We start from the raw sequence: 13,708 nt of genomic DNA, 5'->3' as shown, positions 1-13,708 counted from the left end.
GATTATGAATAAGAAAAAAGTACGTCCAATTTTTACAGTTGAGTTTAAACAAAGTGCAGTAAAGTTAATTACTGAGCAGGGGTATACACGCCAAGAAGCCGCTAATAATCTTGGTGTATCGCTGAGCGCAATTACTCGCTGGGTAAGAGCCGAAACGCAAGTTGACTCAAAAGCAGGCTCAAAGCAATCAACATTAAACATATCTGAGCGAGCTGAGCTGGAGATATTACGCAAAGAAAACAACCGGTTAAAAATGGAGCGTGATATTTTAAAAAAGGCCGCAGTCTTCTTTGCGAACGAAAAAGAATAAGATTTCAGTTTATTCAGCATCATAAAGAAGACTGGCCAATTAAAGTAATGTGTCGCGTCATGCAAGTAAGTTCAAGTGCGTTTTATGCTTGGCAAAATGCGCCTACTAAACCTTTTGATGCTTTGGGTTTTAATATAGACAGTGCGGTGCAAAATACCTTTAACAGTCACAAAATGACCTTGGGTAGTCGGCGCATGGTGACAGAGTTGGCAAAGCAAGACATTACGATTGGCCGTTACAAAGCCCGCTCAATGATGCGTAAATTAGGGCTTGTGGCTCGCTATCCCAAGAAATATAAAACGACAACTGATAGTAATCACAATAATCGAATTGAACCGAATAAATTAAATAGGAAATTCACTGTTGATGAGGCTAATCGTTATTGGACGACAGACATTACTTATATCGCTACGCATCAAGGGTTTATCTATTTGGCGATTGTCATGGACTTATATTCTCGCCGTATAGTGGGTTGGTCTATTGCAGACAATATGCGTACTGAACTATGCATTCAGCCCTTAACATGGCTTATTGGCAGAGAAAACCAGCATCGGGGTTAATGCATCATTCCGACAGGGGAAGCCAATATACCAGCGATGATTATAGGAAATTACTTAGCAGCATGAAAATGGATGTGAGCATGAGCGGTAAAGGGGAATGCTGGGACAATGCCCCTACAGAGCGATTTTTCCGCAGTTTAAAGCATGAGCAATTAAACTATGAAACATTCAAAACAAAGAAAGCAGCAGAGCTAAGCATTTTAGATTATCTTGCTTATTACAACGGTAAACGCCCACACTCGGTTAATGGGTATTTATCACCGATTCAATATGAAAATAAAGTCGCTAAGAAAGTGTCCGGTTTTTATTGACCATTACAGAACGCTGATTAAATATTACGACCTGTTTGAAAAGAAAAAACAAGCGGGTGAGCATAACCTGCGTATTGCGACCATATTCTCTTATGCTGCTAATGAGGAAGATCCAGACGCGAATGGCTTTTTAGATGAAGGTGAAGAGATTGAACTTGATAAAGTAGCGGAGCCGAAAGTAGCCTATAACTCAGCAGTACACAGCCATAGTCGAGACAAGTTAGAGCAGTTTATTGGCGACTATAACGCCATGTTCGAAACCAGTTACACCACCAAAGACAGTGAATCGTTTTATAACTATTACAACGATATCTCCAAAAAAGTACGCGAGCGTAAAATAGATATTCTGCTGGTGGTGAATATGTTCTTAACTGGTTTTGACAGTAAACCGCTCAACACGCTATATGTTGATAAAAACTTAAAGCACCATGGACTCATTCAAGCATTCTCGCGTACCAATCGCATTCTAAACGAGCAAAAGTCGCAGGGTAATATCATTAGCTTCCGCAACCTTAAAAAGGCCACAGACGATGCGCTGACGCTATTTTCAAATAAAGATGCGAAAGAGACGGTGATCATGCCGCCTTATGAAGACTTTGTTGGTTTATTTAATGAAGCGCTCGATAAAATGAAAAACATCGCACCCGATATTGAGAGTGTGGATGACCTGCGTGATGAAGAGCAAGAACTTGAGTTTGTAAAAGCGTTTCGTGAATTGATGCGCCTTAAAAACGTATTAAGCACCTTTGCGGATTTCGATTTTGATGATGTGGCGTTAGACGAGCAAGGCTTTGAAGATTACAAAAGTAAATACCTCGACCTATATGACAAGGTGAAAACCGATAACAGCAAAGAAAAGGTTTCCATCCTTGAAGAGGTTGATTTTGAGCTTGAGCTAATTCAGCGCGATGAGATAAACGTGCGTTACATTTTACAGTTATTAGCACAGTTAAAAGGCGCAGATAACGACAAAGAATACGAGTACCAATACAAAACCATTATGCAGTTATTGGGTGGTAGCCCAGAGCTACGCTCGAAGAAAGAACTGATTGAGCAGTTTATTGCAGAGAATCTCAACAACGTTGGCTCCTCAGATGAAGTAATGAACGTGTTTGATAGCTTCTGGGAAAAAGCCAAAGTCAAAGCGGTGGATGAGATATGCCAAGAAGAATCACTGGTTTCAGATAGCTTTAAAGCTTTAGTAGACAAGATGATATACACCAACGAAGAACCACTTCGTGAAGATATAGTCGCCACAATGGAAAAAGCCCCAAGTGTATTACAACGCAAAAAAGTAATACCAAGATTGACCGAAAAGTTAAAAGCGTTTGTTAGCACGTTTTATGATGGGATGTAGTAGATGTACAAAATTAAACGCACTGCAAGTGATGAAAAGGGCACATTTTACCAACTCTTTTATGGTGACTTGTTTATCCACTATGAGTATTGCCGATCTGCTTTAGTTAAAGTTATGGATTGTTTGCAATCAGGCGAGATACTGTATGACATTCTTAGCGAAGAATTTAAGGATAAAGAGCAGAACGTTATTAATAATACGACAGAAAAGTTAAATAAGGCGGCTAGTCTCTGCGATTTTCTCGAAGTAAATATTAAACAACTTAAGCAACAACTTGAATCATTGCAGGTCAAATATGACGACTTAAAGGCTCAGAAAGAACCTTTCATACCGAATATTAAACCGTCTGTTATCACAACTAAAAACAGAAGCTATGGTTTTCGACGTGATGATTTTAATCTACAAGAGGTTCGAGAGCTCTTGAAATATTGCCTTATCTTCAAAGTGAATAAGCTAAATGCCCACTGGAACGTAAATGACCTCATAACTGATAAAGATTGCTGGGATGAGTTTCCAATAATGAGGTCAATGAATACTCATTCAAATGGTTATACAACCCCTGGTATTAGAGAAAAATACTTTGCTGTTGTTTGTGATGTATTAAATATTGATGGCGATGGTGGTTCAAAGCTTGAAAAAGCGGAACATTATTAATTCAACTACTTTTACTTTACGTGATTAATACAAAAAGAATCTACTGAGTACATTGAATTTATAAAATGTACTCATAAGCCTGCAAAACAACGTAAACCTTTCATACCACCACTTACTTTTGTTTTTATTGAATATATTTATCATTTTTTTGTGCTACATAATATTATTTTATTTATTATTTCGAGTATGATTGGCCTTCAATGTTATGATTTAAAAGAATAAAATATATAACTATCCAATTTTCTCCGACTTGTAAAAAGTACCAGCTGTATTGCCACGTTAGTGTAAGAGGGCCATACCCAGGTTAATTCACAACGTGAAAGCCTTTTCTGTACGTTTTAAGGTGGGATTTAGCTGTTAAGGAATAGCGATGAGCACAAAATATCGGTTAGTGTATTTATGGGTAGAAAAATATAAAAATATTAAAGATGTTGAAATTAACTTTACATTAGATTATCAGTTTAAAAAAAATAAAAAAGACAAGGTAATTTCATTAGATAAGTCACATTTTGGTGAGTTGAGTGAGAAAGGAAGTAACCCTCTTGCTGATCTTGATATATTTACAGCATTCATCGGTGAGAATGGGGCTGGAAAGTCGAACCTAATTGAATTAATTAGCTTTATTTATACAACAGGAAGATTTCCAGAGGGAATATTAGATTCCGGCGAAGATAGCTTTTGTATTATTGAGGAAAAAAAGAAAGTAGTTGTTTTTTCTATCTTATATCACCTAATGGCGATAAGTATGCCGAACATTATGAGCATTCTGAAAATATCGCTTTTTCAAGTAAATTATCTAATTTCAATGAGTTTGGGAAAACGCTTTTATATCATCCTTTAAATGATTTAGCTGCAGGTACTTCGTCACATGTTATTTTTAATAGCGTTAAAATAGCAGCAAATCCTTTTAAAAAGCTAATTTCTGGTGTGAGTGATAGTAAGTTAGCCGAAAGGTTTTCTGAAAATAAACGTCAGTTAAGCACGTTAACTACTTTTAAACATATATCGGAAAATCCATATAGTCGTTTTGTTATATTGTTTAGTGAGTTCAAACATAAAATTCTAAATGATCAGTCGTTTAGTATCTAATGACTGGAAGTAAGATACAGTTTTCCTGATTATAGGTTAGTTAATAATCACTCAGTAAAACATAGAGTATTGAGCGATTATCATTACTGTTACGTAGCCTTGAGATCTCCAATAAATCCAGAGCCTTTAGATGCTCCACTAATAAAGTCACTCCACCATGACATAACTTCTTGTCGTCTTTTCAGGTAATCCGTTCTGTTGTAAGCATTTCTTACTTCATTTTTGTGAATATGTGATAAACAAGACTCAATAACATCACCATCAAAACCTTGCTCATTAAGTGCAGTACTCGCGAGTGAACGCATGCCATGAGCGACCAATCTGCCTTTAAAGCCCATTCGACCTAAAGCTACGTTTGCTGTTGACTCATTTGCGTGTTTACGAGGATTACGGTCTGCAGGGAATAAGAACTCTCTATGACCGCTTATTGGCTTGATATACTCCAATATTGAAATTGCTTGATCAGTTAATGGGATAACATGTTCTCTGTTCATCTTCATACGCTTCGCAGGAATAGTCCAAAGTCTTTTATCTATGTCAATCTCTTCCCACCTTGCACCTGCTGATTCATTTGGTCGGCACATTGTGTGCAGTTGCCATTCAATTAAGCAACGAGTGATTTGTTTGATGCTAGCTAGATTAAGTGCCTGCATAAGCTCTGGGAGTTCATTTGGCTTAAGCGTTGGCATATGCTTTTTCTTTGGTACTTCAAAAGCCTTGTTGATGCCAATTAATGGATTATCACTTACTAGGCCAGTATTAAGTGCAAACACCATGATTTCGTTAATACGCTGACATAATCGTCTAACAGTTTCCAAGCTTCCTTTAGCTGCAATAGGGCGGATCACATCAATCACTTTTGGAGCTGTTAGTTTATGTAACGGTACATTACCTAGTGTTGGAAATAGGTGAAGGTCAATTGAACGCCATACATCGATAGCATAGTCAGCAGAGACTTTGGTTTTCTTCACTTCAAACCATTTCTCAGCAATATGTTTAAGCGTATTGTTATTAGCAAGATCAGCCTGGCGTTTTTGTTCATCTCGCTCATCTTTAGGATTCAAGCCTTTGGCAAGTAACTCTTTAGCTGATTCTCGTAATTTTCTTGCATCAGCTAATGAAACGGCTGGGTACGCACCAAAGCCCATTAATGCAGGTTTTTTGGTATAGGGATTGGTGTATCGCAATTGCCAAAGTTTAGAACCGTTAGGCTTTACTCTAAATTGAAGACCGCCACCATCAGCCAATAGATAGACTTTATCTTTGGGTTTAGCCTGCTTAACTTCAGTGTTTGTAAGTGGGGATACTCTAGCCATAAGTAATACCAATTAGTTGAATTAGGTGCTGGTATTATTAATAGTATTACTATTTTGCGTAGATGTCACGGGACCCTAATGGACCTTACAGGCATAAAAAAACCCGCAAAACCTTGTTTTAATAGGCTTTGCGGGTCTTTAATGGTCTTTAAAAGACCTGTAGGTGGTGGAGATGGGGGGAGTCGAACCCCCGTCCGAAAAGCCTACGTCCTCGGTACTACATGCTTAGTCCATCTTTTAGTTAACTCTCGACACTCCGACAGACAGGATTGCAAAGAGCGAGTCCGATACTATTTCGCGGTTCACCCTCGAACAAGGTTCCCTCGCTATCCAAATGTGAATGACCTTCCGAATCCCTGCCCATAGGAGAAACGTGGGTGGAAGGCTAGCTAGCCTAAGCTGCTAGAGCGTAGTTATCGTCGTTTGCAACTATAACTTTGACGGCTTTTTACGAGGCCAGCCGCCACCTCGGCATGCACCTAGGGTTTCAAGAATCTCGTCGAGTCCTAAATCATCCCCAGTACTTTATTAGACAACGTCTAATGAAATTAGTTTAACAAAGCAAACACAATCAAGATAGTATTATCTTTATTTAATTAGCTAATCGGTTGTTTATCGAACACTGTGTTTCATTGTACGTGCTTTTTCTAGCTGCCATTCTCTGCTTTTAACGTCAGCACGTTTATCATGGTCTTGTTTACCTTTGGCTAAGGCAAAGGATATTTTAACCCATGCTTTTTTCCAGTATAAAGAGATAGGTATAATGGAGTAACCTTGCCGCTCTACTTTACCGACTAAATTATCTAGTTCTCTTCTTTTTAGTAATAATTTTCGGTAACGCATAGGTTCACAAACTACGTGTGAAGAGGCTGCATTTAAAGGGGGAATAGTTGAATTTAATAGCCATGCTTCCCCATTTTTAAGGAAAATATAGCTATCGGCAATATTCGCTTTACCTGCTCGTAACGATTTTACTTCCCAACCTTGTAATTCAATGCCCGCTTCAAAGCGTTCTCAAGATGGTACTCATGACTTGCACGTTTATTGCGTGCAATCGTATTGTCTGTGTTTTTTGATTTTTTATTTTTCATAGACTCACATTATAAAGTTAGTTTTCAAAAATGCTATTTCAATTATCTAATAATAGAAAAAATAATAAACATTTATGGATATATTTTTCTTGCCAGTAGGATAGTGTAATATGTTGTTTTTAATACGGGGAAATATGGATGGCAGAAGTATCGCGTAGCGCGTTAGTTATGTACAGCGCAGATGAAATGTATCAATTAGTGAATGATGTTGTTGCTTACCCTGAATTTTTACCGGGTTGTGTCGCTGCGAATATATTATCATCGAATACGCAGGCGATGCGTGCCTCTGTGAAAGTTTCTAAAGCGGGGATTAGTCAGTCATTTACGACAGAAAATCGCTTGGTTGAGAATAAATCGATAGAGATGAATCTTGTCGATGGCCCATTTAAGTGTTTGACGGGGGGGTGGACTTTTACTCCTTTAGATGAGCAAGCCTGTAAGGTCAATTTAGATTTGCAATTTGAGTTTAGTAGTAAGGTCGTTGAATTTGCATTTGGTCGTGTATTTAATGATTTAGTGGCTTCTATGGTTAAATCTTTTTCTGCTAGAGCGAAGGTGGTGTATGGAGTTAGGTAATAACATGCGAAATGACATGATTGATATTGAAGTCGTTTATGGTTTGCCCAATAAGCAAGTTTTATTATCTTTGCCTGTGCCCGTTGGCAGTACTATCGAAGAGTGCATAAAGTTATCCGCGATTAATAAGCATTTTCCTGAAATTACTCTTAGAGAAGCTAAAGTTGGCATTTTTAGCCGTCTGGAAAGTTTGTCAACGCAAGTTAAGCAGGGGGATCGTATTGAAATTTATCGTCCTTTGATTGCTGATCCAAAGGAAATGCGTAAATTACGAGCGGCTAAGATGGGGAAAAAATAACCCTTTGTCGCAGTTAGGAACAGATACAAATTATAAATGATAATTCGTATCTGTTTTTGTTCTTTTACTTCTATTCTAAAATAGCTGGCACACCACTATCTGAGATAGAGTTTTGATCATCATTGGCGCTTTCTGCCGCAGCATTCGGTGCTTTTTTGTGTTTTGGATTGTTAATTAGTGGGTTATCCGCTATTTTTCCGCTGCTGTCTATATGTTCAAGAATGCGATTGTTAAAGGTAAACACAACTTGTTCTTGCTGAATATCTTCGCCACCCGGTTTGATATAACGAATGTAATACCATTTTGATGAATCAAATTGGTCGACTAACATCGGAGAGCCGAGTAAAAAAATAATTTGCTCCTGGGTCATTCCCAATTCGACTTGAGCCAGTTTTTCATCATCAATATAATTTCCTTGGGTTACATCGATTTGATAAACAAAGGTATTGTAAACATAGGTGCACCCGGTGAGTGAAAAGAGTAAAAAGAAGCAAGTAATAATATTTTTGATAGGCATGATTTAGTAACAACTTAATTCAAATGGTGGATAAAATAGAAAGCCGATAATACCCAAGGTCTGCATCGTTGTAAAAATATAAAGCGAGATATTTGTTAATTCTGTTCCGTTTGTTCACAGTTAAAGGAAATAAATCTGTAAAGATTGTTTTAATTTCTCTTGGTTGCATCGTTTTCTTTAAATATGCCATAAATTTCCGTAGAATTCCCTGTTTTATAATTCGTCGTTTTTACTTGCTCTGTGAATCTACTGAATGTCTCTATTTGCGTTAGGAATTAATCATCAAACTGCCCCTGTCTCATTGCGTGAAAAAATTGCTTTTTCACCTGAACGGTTGGTGGATGCTTATCAACAATTGCTAGCGTTAGATTCAATTAAAGAAGCGGTTATTATTTCAACCTGTAATAGAACGGAAATTTATTGTTATCTTAATGGCGATCTCGCTCTGCAGGTAACCGAGTGGCTCTGTTCTTATCATCAAGTTGAGCATGCTCAACTAGTTGCAAGTTTGTATTGTTATCAAGATGATCGCGCTGTACAGCATCTTTTTCGTGTCGCCTGTGGACTCGACTCATTAGTGCTTGGGGAACCGCAAATTCTTGGGCAAATAAAGCAAGCCTTTGCAACGGCGAGCCACATGGGAGCCGTGAAAAAAATCATTAATAAGTGGTTTCATTATACCTTTACTGTCGCCAAGCGAGTCAGAACAGAAACGCAAATTGGTGCCAATGCTATTTCGGTCGCTTTTGCTGCCGTACGATTGGCACAACAAATTTTTAGTGATTTATCCAAAAGTCGGGTTTTATTAATCGGGGCTGGTGAAACGATTGAGTTAGTTGGGAAATATTTAATCGATCACAATGTGCCTAATATTACCATTGCTAATCGTACACTATCGCGAGCAACAAATTTAGTTGAACAGTTTGCTGCAAAAGCGATTACCTTGGGAGAAATACCGAACCACTTAGCTGAAGCGGATATTGTTATCTCTTCAACCGCTAGTCCTCTTCCTATTATTGGTAAAGGTATGGTGGAAAGTGCGTTAAAAAAGCGCCGTTATCAACCTATGTTGTTTATTGATATAGCCGTTCCTCGCGATATCGAGTTTGAAGTGGCTGAATTACGCGACGTTTATCTTTACAGTGTCGATGATTTACACGGTATTATTGAGGAAAATAAACAGGCACGCCAAGAGGCAGCTATTGAAGCTGAAAAAATAATCGATGCGAGTATTGTTGAATTTAGTCACTGGCTAGAATCATTAAAGGCTGTAGAGAGTATTCGCTGCTATCGTCGTAACAGTGAACAATTGCGAGATCAACTATTAGCTCGTGCTCAGCTTGCCTTGCTTAATGGTGGAGATCCCGCACAATTATTAAATGAATTGGCCTATAAGCTAACCAATAAATTGATACATCATCCGAGTCAGGCATTAACAAAAGTTAGCCAGTCGGGTGATGATGACGAATTACAATTACTACGTGTAGCACTTGGTTTAATTGCACCGGAATAGTGGCATTATCGTTACTAAGCTAGCTGTTACAGAGACTGGCAAATAAAATTACATAATATAAGAGAAAAATATGAAAGCATCAATAATCACCAAATTAGAAGGGTTGGTTGAACGTTATGAGGAGGTACAAGCCTTATTGGGTGACGCCGATACGATCAACGATCAAAACAAATATCGTGAATTAACGAAAGAGTATTCCCAGTTAGAAGTGGTTGTTAACTCTTTTAAAGCATATCAAGGGGCCGTTGAAGACCTTGAAGCCGCTGAGTTAATGATTAATGATGATGATGCCGATATGCGCGAGATGGCAAAAGAGGAAGTTAAAGAAGCTAAATCTGCGCTGGAGCGATTAGCTGCTGAATTGCAAATATTACTGCTGCCAAAAGATCCCAATGATGATCGTAATTGTTATATTGAAATTAGAGCCGGCGCGGGGGGGGATGAGGCGGCAATTTTTGCGGGTAATCTATTTCGTATGTACAGCAAATACATTGATATGAAAGGTTGGCGTATTGAGGTGATGAATAGCAATGTCAGTGAGCAAGGTGGTTTTAAAGAGCTGATTGCTAAAATTGATGGCGAAGGCGCTTACGGAATCATGAAGTTTGAATCTGGTGGTCATCGTGTACAGCGTGTTCCTGAAACCGAATCGCAAGGACGTATCCATACGTCTGCCTGTACTGTGGTGGTGATGCCTGAAATTCCAGAAGCTGAAGCTATCTCAATAAACCCTGCCGATTTAAAAATAGATACTTTCCGCGCATCGGGTGCGGGTGGTCAGCACGTTAATAAAACGGATTCTGCTATTCGTATTACCCATTTGCCAACGGGAACGGTAGTAGAGTGTCAGGATCAACGGTCGCAACATAAAAATAGAGCGCAGGCAATGTCTGTGTTGCAAGCTCGTTTACAACAAGCTGAAGATGAAAAAAACAGTGCTGAAGAGCAAACTATTCGTCGCAGTCTTGTTGCAAGCGGTGACCGTAGTGAACGTATTCGCACTTATAATTATCCGCAAGGACGTGTTAGTGATCACCGTATCAATTTGACTTTATATCGCTTAAACGAAATATTAGAGGGTGATTTAGATGCCTTATTGCAACCAATTTTGCAAGAAGATCAGGCAGATAAACTGGCTGCATTGTCACAGGGGGCATTTTAATTGCGTATCGATGATGCATTGATATGGGCGCAATATACATTAGTGAATAGCGACACGCCTTTGTTAGATGCACAGGTGCTGTTAGCTTTTGTTCTTGGTAAGGAGACCGTTTATTTACTAACATGGCCTGAGCGTGATTTAACGCGTGAGCAAAAAGAGCAATTTGAAACATTAATTAGCCAACGTGTTAATGGTGTACCCGTTGCTCATTTAACGGGCATTCGTGAATTTTGGTCTTTGCCACTGATGGTGAATAATAGTACTTTGATCCCTCGCCCTGATACAGAGGTGCTCGTTGAATCAGTATTAGCGGAATATGCGATAGAGGCAAAAATCCGCATATTAGATTTGGGCACCGGGACGGGAGCTATCATTTTAGCCTTGGCGAGTGAATTGCCTAAAGCGAGTTGTTTTGGTGTTGACTTTAGTGCTGACGCGGTTAATTTGGCGAAACAAAATGCGCAGCAGTTAGCTATCAATAATGTGCAATTTCAGAAGAGTGATTGGTTTAAAAATGTCACTGGAAAATTTGACGTTATTGTTAGTAACCCCCCCTATATAGATGCACAAGATAGACATCTACAAAAGGGGGATGTGCGTTTTGAGCCATTATCCGCATTGGTGGCTGATAATCATGGCTTAGCCGATATTCAAAGGATAGCTGAACAAGCGCCCGATTATCTAAATGATGGCGGCTATTTATTTATAGAGCATGGATATGATCAAGCTAATGCAGTTACCGCTATGTTAACAAAATTAGCTTATTCACAAATACGTACCGTGAAAGATTACGGTGATAATGACCGTATTACGGTGGCTGTTTTTAGCAAAAAACAATAATGAGAGAGTTATGTATAACATTTTAAAACATACCCATTTTACTTTTATATTACTAGCAGTGGTGCTATTTATTCTTAATTTTTACTGGTTGAAATCGGGCCATAAAAATTCACAAAAACCGATATTCAAGAAAATGCTATTGCATACACATCTCGCGATTTTAGTGTTAGGTTTATGTTTAATGGGTTATTTACATATTAATCCATTGGCAGAATCTAGTTATTGGTTACTTGAAAAAATAGTAGCATTTGCGGCTTACCTATTATTAGTTTCTGTGGCATTAAATGATAAAAAGCGAGCAGGTATGCAATATCTTGCTTTTATAGGGGCATTTGGTTGGCTGTTCTGTATAGCTGGCTTGGCATTTGGTAAACAAGCAATTATATTGGTTGGATAGAAAGTGAATATTGAGCTTAATAATAAAAATAACTATGCTGTTATTAATGAACAGTTTGATTTTGATAGTTGTTCTTTAATTGATGCAGCGATGATGGTTGAGTCTGAACTGACGGGTGTTCCCATAAAAAAATGCCAAGATGAATTAACGCTGCAACATATAGTAATTAAGTCTAAACTTTCTACTTATCAGGCTGTCGATAAAGATAAGTTACAAGCATTCTTGGAAATAATTTATAAGCAGCAAGCATTTACTGGTGATTGGCAATCATTTTTTGATGTGAAAAATGCACTCATTTCAAAGGTTTTATCGCGTCGCAAAGGTATTCCTATTAGTTTAGGGATCATACTATTAGATTTATTAGCGCATTGTGACTTCGAGGTGCAGGGGATTTGTTTCCCGAGTGGTTTTTTAATTCGTATTTGTCTTGACGATGAACTCCTCTATCTTGACCCCTTTACCGGAGAGTTACAATCCTGGGAAATGTTAGAGCTAAAACTGCGTGGGCAATTGGGCAATCATGCGCGATTAACCTTAGATTTATTAAAGCCAGATAGTAACAAAAGTATTTTAATGCGCTTAATTAATGTGACAAAAGCAGCCTATATTCAAGCTGATATGTTGAATTTAGCGCTTTTATGTAGCGATATTTTACTACGTATGGAACCCAATGATGCCTACGAGGTTCGCGATCGAGGCTTTCTGTTTCAACAGTTAGATTGTTACAATTTGGCGAGTACTGATTTTCAATATTTTATAGAGCAATTTCCAGAAGATCCGCTTGCTGCGCTTTTAAAACAGCAGATAAAAAAAATGCAATTCGATCAACAGATGCAAGTGATCCACTAAACCGATAAGTGAGCAAACAATGAAACAAAAAATAGTAAAAGTTGCCAATATTGACGTCTCCAATGACACTCCATTTGTCTTATTTGGTGGCATGAATGTTTTAGAGTCCCGCGACTTGGCGATGAAAATGGTTGAAACCTATGTTGAAGTGACATCTAAGTTAAATATACCTTATGTTTTTAAAGCTTCCTTTGATAAAGCCAATCGTTCTTCTATTCATAGTTTTCGAGGCCCTGGTTTAGAAGAGGGGATACGTATCTTTGAAGAGATTAAAAAAACGTTTAATGTGCCTATTATTACTGATGTACATGAACCATACCAAGCAAAACCCGTTGCTGAAGTGGTTGATGTTATTCAATTACCTGCATTTTTAAGTCGTCAAACCGACCTGGTACAAGCAATGGCTGAAACAAATGCGGTTATTAATGTCAAAAAAGCACAATTTTTGGCGCCACATGAAATGCAGCATATTATTACCAAATTTAATGAAGCCGGTAATGATAAGATCATTTTGTGTGAACGTGGTAGTTGTTTTGGCTACAATAACCTAGTTGTTGATATGCTTGGTTTTAGTACTATGAAAGAAACTGGTTACCCGGTTATTTTTGATGTCACACACTCATTACAGAAACCGGGTGCTCGAACGGATAGTGCTGATGGTCGACGTAGTCAAGTTGTACAACTTGGTTTAGCTGGGATGTCACAGGGCATTGCAGGACTATTTTTAGAGTCTCATCCAGATCCTAGTAATGCAAAATGTGATGGCCCCTGTGCATTGCCTTTGGATAAATTAATGCCATTCCTTTCGCAAATGAAACAGATGGATGAATTGGCGAAAAGTTTAGATGTTATCGTTACTGAATAGGTG

General features: G+C 38.3%; 15 protein-coding genes, 1 other RNA gene and 2 pseudogenes. 14 read left to right on the top strand and 4 right to left on the bottom strand.

Going from position 1 to position 13,708, the window contains the following annotated elements; all coding sequences use genetic code 11:
* The first annotated feature begins 4 nt into the window (after positions 1 to 4).
* The 6 genes and pseudogenes from AB2N10_RS07930 (at position 5) to AB2N10_RS07905 (ending at position 4,033) form a co-directional block, all read left to right on the top strand.
* Positions 5 to 310 carry a transposase gene (locus AB2N10_RS07930; protein WP_354622597.1) on the top strand — a complete coding sequence of 102 codons (306 nt, stop codon included), beginning with the start codon at positions 5 to 7 and terminating at the stop codon, positions 308 to 310.
* Positions 307 to 911: pseudogene (locus AB2N10_RS07925) on the top strand (IS3 family transposase); the annotation flags it as partial. The gene AB2N10_RS07930 and the pseudogene AB2N10_RS07925, both read left to right, overlap by 4 nt.
* Positions 912 to 950: 39 nt before the next feature.
* Positions 951 to 1,181, top strand: a complete 231-nt coding sequence (locus AB2N10_RS07920; RefSeq protein ID WP_369434640.1) for an IS3 family transposase — start codon at positions 951 to 953, stop codon at positions 1,179 to 1,181.
* Positions 1,141 to 2,538: a hypothetical protein gene (locus tag AB2N10_RS07915; protein ID WP_354624257.1), complete on the top strand. Its 1,398-nt coding sequence runs from the start codon at positions 1,141 to 1,143 to the stop codon at positions 2,536 to 2,538. The genes AB2N10_RS07920 and AB2N10_RS07915 overlap by 41 nt, the downstream gene beginning before the upstream one ends.
* Positions 2,539 to 2,541: 3 nt before the next feature.
* On the top strand, positions 2,542 to 3,192 hold the full coding sequence (locus tag AB2N10_RS07910) for a hypothetical protein (protein ID WP_354624258.1): 651 nt from the start codon (positions 2,542 to 2,544) through the stop codon (positions 3,190 to 3,192).
* A 370-nt stretch (positions 3,193 to 3,562) separates the two neighbouring features.
* A complete protein-coding gene (locus AB2N10_RS07905) occupies positions 3,563 to 4,033 on the top strand; it encodes an AAA family ATPase (protein WP_369434611.1) in 471 nt (156 codons plus the stop codon).
* A gap of 337 nt (positions 4,034 to 4,370) precedes the next feature.
* On the opposite strand, the gene AB2N10_RS07900 is transcribed toward AB2N10_RS07905, so the two are convergent.
* The 3 genes and pseudogenes from AB2N10_RS07900 to smpB all read right to left on the bottom strand — a co-directional run bounded on the left by AB2N10_RS07900 (position 4,371) and on the right by smpB (position 6,688).
* Positions 4,371 to 5,597, bottom strand: a complete 1,227-nt coding sequence (locus AB2N10_RS07900) for an integrase domain-containing protein (protein WP_369434610.1) — start codon at positions 5,595 to 5,597, stop codon at positions 4,371 to 4,373.
* Between the two features lie 164 nt (positions 5,598 to 5,761).
* Positions 5,762 to 6,116: a transfer-messenger RNA gene (gene ssrA, locus AB2N10_RS07895) on the bottom strand.
* Between the two features lie 93 nt (positions 6,117 to 6,209).
* A pseudogene (gene smpB / locus AB2N10_RS07890) lies at positions 6,210 to 6,688 on the bottom strand (SsrA-binding protein SmpB).
* A gap of 138 nt (positions 6,689 to 6,826) precedes the next feature.
* Here smpB and AB2N10_RS07885 point away from each other — a divergent pair.
* Both AB2N10_RS07885 and AB2N10_RS07880 read left to right on the top strand, forming a co-directional pair.
* A complete protein-coding gene (locus tag AB2N10_RS07885) occupies positions 6,827 to 7,264 on the top strand; it encodes an SRPBCC family protein (RefSeq protein ID WP_369434609.1) in 438 nt (145 codons plus the stop codon).
* On the top strand, positions 7,251 to 7,562 hold the full coding sequence (locus AB2N10_RS07880) for an RnfH family protein (protein ID WP_369434608.1): 312 nt from the start codon (positions 7,251 to 7,253) through the stop codon (positions 7,560 to 7,562). The genes AB2N10_RS07885 and AB2N10_RS07880 overlap by 14 nt, the downstream gene beginning before the upstream one ends.
* Before the next feature lie 70 nt (positions 7,563 to 7,632).
* Here the strand turns inward: AB2N10_RS07880 and AB2N10_RS07875 are convergent, their stop codons facing one another.
* Positions 7,633 to 8,079: an outer membrane protein assembly factor BamE gene (locus AB2N10_RS07875; RefSeq protein WP_354624263.1), complete on the bottom strand. Its 447-nt coding sequence runs from the start codon at positions 8,077 to 8,079 to the stop codon at positions 7,633 to 7,635.
* A gap of 253 nt (positions 8,080 to 8,332) precedes the next feature.
* Here AB2N10_RS07875 and hemA point away from each other — a divergent pair, with 253 nt between their 5' ends.
* From hemA to kdsA, 6 genes are all read left to right on the top strand, one after another.
* Positions 8,333 to 9,592 carry a glutamyl-tRNA reductase gene (gene hemA, locus AB2N10_RS07870; protein WP_354624264.1) on the top strand — a complete coding sequence of 420 codons (1,260 nt, stop codon included), beginning with the start codon at positions 8,333 to 8,335 and terminating at the stop codon, positions 9,590 to 9,592.
* A gap of 70 nt (positions 9,593 to 9,662) precedes the next feature.
* The gene (gene prfA, locus AB2N10_RS07865) at positions 9,663 to 10,754 is read left to right on the top strand and encodes a peptide chain release factor 1 (RefSeq protein ID WP_369434607.1); all 1,092 of its coding nucleotides are present in this window, start codon (positions 9,663 to 9,665) and stop codon (positions 10,752 to 10,754) included.
* Entirely contained in the window at positions 10,755 to 11,594 is an 840-nt protein-coding gene (gene prmC / locus AB2N10_RS07860; protein ID WP_354624265.1) for a peptide chain release factor N(5)-glutamine methyltransferase, read from the top strand.
* Positions 11,595 to 11,604: 10 nt separating this feature from the next.
* Positions 11,605 to 11,991: a SirB2 family protein gene (locus AB2N10_RS07855; protein ID WP_354624266.1), complete on the top strand. Its 387-nt coding sequence runs from the start codon at positions 11,605 to 11,607 to the stop codon at positions 11,989 to 11,991.
* 3 nt (positions 11,992 to 11,994) lie between these two features.
* A complete protein-coding gene (locus tag AB2N10_RS07850; protein ID WP_369434606.1) occupies positions 11,995 to 12,840 on the top strand; it encodes a SirB1 family protein in 846 nt (281 codons plus the stop codon).
* Between the two features lie 19 nt (positions 12,841 to 12,859).
* Positions 12,860 to 13,705 (top strand): 3-deoxy-8-phosphooctulonate synthase, encoded by an 846-nt coding sequence (kdsA, locus tag AB2N10_RS07845; RefSeq protein ID WP_354624268.1) that lies wholly within the window; start codon positions 12,860 to 12,862, stop codon positions 13,703 to 13,705.
* The last annotated feature ends 3 nt before the right edge of the window (positions 13,706 to 13,708 follow it).

Source organism: Psychromonas sp. MME1 (assembly GCF_041080865.1).
Lineage (GTDB): Bacteria > Pseudomonadota > Gammaproteobacteria > Enterobacterales > Psychromonadaceae > Psychromonas.
Note: the sequence above shows the minus strand (reverse complement) of the source record. Positions and strands in the feature narration are given on the sequence as shown.

What these genes read in the sequence shown, in the direction of transcription:
- AB2N10_RS07875 (WP_354624263.1), bottom strand. Translation starts at nt 8,079, where the DNA reads ATGCCTATCAAAAATATTATTACTTGCTTCTTTTTACTCTTTTCACTC.
- AB2N10_RS07930 (WP_354622597.1), top strand. Translation starts at nt 5, where the DNA reads ATGAATAAGAAAAAAGTACGTCCAATTTTTACAGTTGAGTTTAAACAA.
- AB2N10_RS07905 (WP_369434611.1), top strand. Translation starts at nt 3,563, where the DNA reads ATGAGCACAAAATATCGGTTAGTGTATTTATGGGTAGAAAAATATAAA.
- AB2N10_RS07900 (WP_369434610.1), bottom strand. Translation starts at nt 5,597, where the DNA reads ATGGCTAGAGTATCCCCACTTACAAACACTGAAGTTAAGCAGGCTAAA.
- AB2N10_RS07885 (WP_369434609.1), top strand. Translation starts at nt 6,827, where the DNA reads ATGGCAGAAGTATCGCGTAGCGCGTTAGTTATGTACAGCGCAGATGAA.
- AB2N10_RS07910 (WP_354624258.1), top strand. Translation starts at nt 2,542, where the DNA reads ATGTACAAAATTAAACGCACTGCAAGTGATGAAAAGGGCACATTTTAC.
- AB2N10_RS07920 (WP_369434640.1), top strand. Translation starts at nt 951, where the DNA reads ATGAGCGGTAAAGGGGAATGCTGGGACAATGCCCCTACAGAGCGATTT.
- AB2N10_RS07915 (WP_354624257.1), top strand. Translation starts at nt 1,141, where the DNA reads ATGAAAATAAAGTCGCTAAGAAAGTGTCCGGTTTTTATTGACCATTAC.
- hemA (WP_354624264.1), top strand. Translation starts at nt 8,333, where the DNA reads ATGTCTCTATTTGCGTTAGGAATTAATCATCAAACTGCCCCTGTCTCA.
- prfA (WP_369434607.1), top strand. Translation starts at nt 9,663, where the DNA reads ATGAAAGCATCAATAATCACCAAATTAGAAGGGTTGGTTGAACGTTAT.
- AB2N10_RS07880 (WP_369434608.1), top strand. Translation starts at nt 7,251, where the DNA reads ATGGAGTTAGGTAATAACATGCGAAATGACATGATTGATATTGAAGTC.
- kdsA (WP_354624268.1), top strand. Translation starts at nt 12,860, where the DNA reads ATGAAACAAAAAATAGTAAAAGTTGCCAATATTGACGTCTCCAATGAC.
- AB2N10_RS07855 (WP_354624266.1), top strand. Translation starts at nt 11,605, where the DNA reads ATGTATAACATTTTAAAACATACCCATTTTACTTTTATATTACTAGCA.